Origin of the sequence: Coprococcus sp. ART55/1 (assembly GCF_000210595.1) — a bacterium.
GTDB classification, from domain to species: Bacteria; Bacillota; Clostridia; order Lachnospirales; family Lachnospiraceae; genus Coprococcus; species Coprococcus aceti.
The window spans coordinates 546,193-550,056 of record NC_021018.1; the positions used below are offsets into that span (position 1 = coordinate 546,193).

The 3,864-nt window shown below is 43.8% G+C and carries 5 protein-coding genes; all 5 read right to left on the reverse strand.

Translation table 11 applies throughout. From position 1 onward, the window contains the following. Positions 1–573 (reverse strand): TPM domain-containing protein (locus tag CCU_RS02660; RefSeq protein ID WP_208895922.1); only part of this gene is annotated, 573 nt, incomplete at its 3' end. Continuing rightward, the gene (locus CCU_RS02665; RefSeq protein ID WP_208895923.1) at positions 566–880 is read right to left on the reverse strand and encodes a hypothetical protein; all 315 of its coding nucleotides are present in this window, start codon (positions 878–880) and stop codon (positions 566–568) included. The genes CCU_RS02665 and CCU_RS02660, both read right to left, overlap by 8 nt. 187 nt (positions 881–1,067) lie before the next feature. Further along, positions 1,068–2,255 carry a hypothetical protein gene (locus tag CCU_RS02670; RefSeq protein WP_015533464.1) on the reverse strand — a complete coding sequence of 396 codons (1,188 nt, stop codon included), beginning with the start codon at positions 2,253–2,255 and terminating at the stop codon, positions 1,068–1,070. Between the two features lie 63 nt (positions 2,256–2,318). Next, complete coding sequence (locus CCU_RS02675) at positions 2,319–3,086, reverse strand: zinc ribbon domain-containing protein (RefSeq protein ID WP_015533465.1); 768 nt, start codon at positions 3,084–3,086, stop codon at positions 2,319–2,321. Between the two features lie 73 nt (positions 3,087–3,159). Continuing rightward, positions 3,160–3,864, reverse strand: a 705-nt coding sequence (locus CCU_RS02680) for a topoisomerase DNA-binding C4 zinc finger domain-containing protein (RefSeq protein ID WP_208895924.1), incomplete at its 5' end; no start/stop codon positions are given.

A 3,864-nucleotide genomic window follows, 5' to 3' on the forward strand; every position in this document is an offset into this window, starting at 1 on the left:
AAGCAATATAGAAAATATTATTGCAAGAAGTATATTGCTGATATGCTTCATGGGACGGCTTATCTCTTCTCCAGCCAGCAGCGTATTTATCTGCCTGAATGCCTCATTTGCGCACTCAAAGTATTTCTCTTCACTCGCATACTCATATACATTGTCTGTTATCGTATACGCATTTGTCTTAGTGATGATCCTGTATGGTTCACCATACGAATAGATGTATATCTGTCTATTGCACATATCAATGAGGAACATAACACCATTCCTAGTATCCAATTCTCTTTTATAGGCAGACTCAGCGTAGTCCGCTGAAGAACCAAATATAAAATCCGATGTCTCGCAGAACACATTGCAGTAACGGGCCGTCTCCTGCATAGTCTCCGTCAATTGTGCTTCCTGACTTTTAGTCAACACATCTGCATAATCCTTGATTCTCACTTTATAGTGGTAACTGTACGAATCATCCTGATCATTTTCAGATGCGTGGACAGTCACTGCACCGTTGCATCCCACAACCAGAAACAGCAGCGTGATCATTACAGTGATCATCACTCTGTCAATTACCGATCTAGGCACGATGATCACCTCCCTTGTACTCAAACTGTGGAAGTGGTCTTGTGGACAGTCGGTTGTGGCTGATAACCAGATCTATAAGCGTCAGAATAGTGGCAGCACACACCAGAAGCACGCATCCATAATAATACTTGTCCATAACCGGTTTTATCAACACGACCGCTACAGACAGAATGGTGGCAAATGCAATAAATAATCCCATGGTGCCACTTTTTCTTTTTACTCTCCTCACATTTGCTATGCCTTTTACTGCTCCATAAATGGCAACCAGACACGAGATGCCCGCCACAACATAACTGGCCTTTCCCATAATATCCCAGTTAAAAAATAAAGGATTTATTCCAAACTTCAGGCAGAAAAATAATATCATGCATGCTATCAGCTGTATGACTTCAAGAAAACAAGAAAACTTTATAAATGAAGTTATCTTATTTTTTAATTTTCTTTTTGTATTTTTTGTGGCTTTTTTGTTTGTAGCTTTTTTATTTGTAGCTTTTTTATTTGTAGTTTTTCTTCCTGCCTCCACTTTTCTTTACATTGAGTGTATGCCTTGCGAAGAATCCCACATCATTTTCATGTGTCTCTACATCCGCTATCTTCTCCATCTCATCGCAATATATCATGGTCACAAGCGCACCTATCGCAGATACAAATGCGAGCAGAACACCAGGTCTCACCGTAAGAAATAAGTTCAGCAAAAAGTATAATGGAGCCACTCCTATCAGGCATCCCAGCAGGAACTTGCCGATATCAAGCGGTATATCCGCAGCCACTTTTCCTGTGCTGCCATTTACCGCTGCATATGCAATACACTTACCGTTCTTGTATGACAAAAGCCACACAGGAAACAACCCGGTCTTTGCTCCAGTGATCTTTATATCCATCGTTTCTGACAATGGCTCCTCCGGTTCACCGATAGCATCGTATGTACATAGATGATGCTTTATCTTACTCATCATCACATCATACGCCATATCACCTGTCACCTGCGCTATCTTATCCCTGTACACACCATAATCCACATCCGGCAGATCCGCGTAGAACCCGCTCAAATATCCCATGGAAAATGGTTTCATATCCGCCGAGTCAAATGGTGCCACCTTACTGCTGAGATCATCCGGAAACAGCGATGATGCATCCATGGTTATATTCTCATAATGATTATCCGCAAAGCATCTTACATTATATGTATGACTGACTGTATCAACCCCTGAGCTATAGCTGTCCGTCGCCCTGACAGCTGTTTTACCTTTCTGGTCAACATCACACAGCCAATACGGCATGTAGATTCCACGAAACTCCTGCACATTTCGTCTGTGTTTCAGCCTGTTCGGAGCGTATATCGCCCTCTTCATGACTGTGGCATATGATGCCTTGCACATGTCCTTCGTCACCGCAAACGGTATCACATAATCCGGTCTTCTCTCGCTTTTCAGCCGGCTGGAAAGCATAGTCGCTGCCCCGCAGTAACTGCAGAATCCCGTCGCTGATTCATCTGTACTGTATATCTCCCCACCACACTGCGGACAAATGAATACAGTAAGTTCCATAAGCTTGCGTTCCTCGCTGTCCTCATCCTTGTCGACACTCTCCGGCTCGTATTCATTTCCACATGCTTTGCAGTACATTTTCTTTCTTGCTATATCATATACCAGATTGCTGCCACATCCGGCACATTGTATCATATGTATTTCCCCCTGTAATATAAATTGTGAAAGATTATTGACGAAATAACCTAACTCATTATACTACCTCTTTTTATATAGAACCAGTTCCGGATTTGTCCCTTCCGCCTCATATGTCGATATCAATATAAAATCCATATCCGCCAGGACCCCAAAACATCTGTCTCCACCGAACTCGCATTCCAGCTGATTTCCCAGATATGTCTTCTCGTCATCAAGGAATCTGACATTCATGCCATTTGGCAGACGATACTCGAGATTCACATATTTGCCAACAAGCGCATTAAGTCTTTCAAGATGAGGCATCCCCTCTATCTGAAGGGCATTTATCTCATCTATAAGCTTACCTTTAAATACCTCAAACTGGCCATTGTCACTTAACTGCTCATAACGCTTCCAATAGTCAAGTTTCGGCAGCATCTCTTTCAAATATTCTCTGGCCTGCTCCTCGGAAAAGTTCTCCCCCACCATATTCTTCACACATACATCGATCAGATCATCCATATTGCTATAGGTATAGGTGCCGTCGGCATAACACCATTTGCAGTAATCCTCGTTCAGTGAACCGTCGCTGTCACGTCCCATAATGTTATCGTCCTCAATGGGCATTCCGCAGCACTGACAAATGAGTTTTCTCGGTGTCCCCAGCAGTGTATTTATTGATACGTCCAGCTCCTTTGAAAGGAGCTTAAGCGTATCTGTGTTCGGCACCGTCTCGCCATTCTCCCAGCGCGATACCGCCTGCCTTGTGACCATGACTTTCTCTGCCAGGTCATCCTGGGATAATCCCCGTTTGGTTCGAAGTTCTAATATAACATCCTTTGTCTCCATTGTACTCACCTCCGTTATGGATATCATAACAGATTAAGGGGATTGGGGAAAGCAACGGGGTGTTGCTCTGTTCCTATACCGACTGCGTAAACCGGCATTTCGGGAAGCCCGAGCAGCCTATGAATTTGCCGAATTTTCCAGATCTCTCAACCAGCTTTTCCCCGCATTCCGGGCATATCATAGACATCTTTGCAGGTGCAGACTTAGCATCTTCGGTCTTATCGCCAAGCAGCTCAGCAACCTCTTTATCTGTTAGTATCTCTGCTGTGCATTCTCTCGCAACCCTCACCGGCCTGCAAGTCCATACCGCCTTATCTCCTATCATGTAAAATCTAAACTTCGCCCTTGTCGCTGCAACATTGACGATATTATTGTTCACCCAGTTGACTGCTCCCATAGATTTGCTGTCGCATCCGAGTAGGAATATAACCTCATCCGTTCCCTGGCCCTGGAAAGTGTGAACTGTTCCAATGTTATTTGCATTAAGCCATTTTCTAACTCTTGGCTCTTTTCCATATAACTCCGATTTCTTTATCATCTCCAGCATTCCCTCTTTGACCGATGTAAATGGTGTGATGATAAACAGCCTCGGAATATCGATAGTATCCCGTTCAAATTTTCTCTCCAGTAGTTTCAGAACAAGCTCCCCCTGTGCCTTGACAAAATGATCCTTCTTGCCCGAATTCTCAGCACCGGCTACATCTATCCAACAGCTCTTGTCCAAAATAAATGTCTTTGCCCTATCAGCCTTAGGTGCTGCCGTCTGCTGCTTCATAGT

Excerpts from the sequence above, each read along its gene's own strand:
- CCU_RS02665 (WP_208895923.1), bottom strand. The coding sequence starts at position 880 with ATGGGAAAGGCCAGTTATGTTGTGGCGGGCATCTCGTGTCTGGTTGCC.
- CCU_RS02670 (WP_015533464.1), bottom strand. The coding sequence starts at position 2,255 with ATGATACAATGTGCCGGATGTGGCAGCAATCTGGTATATGATATAGCA.
- CCU_RS02675 (WP_015533465.1), bottom strand. The coding sequence starts at position 3,086 with ATGGAGACAAAGGATGTTATATTAGAACTTCGAACCAAACGGGGATTA.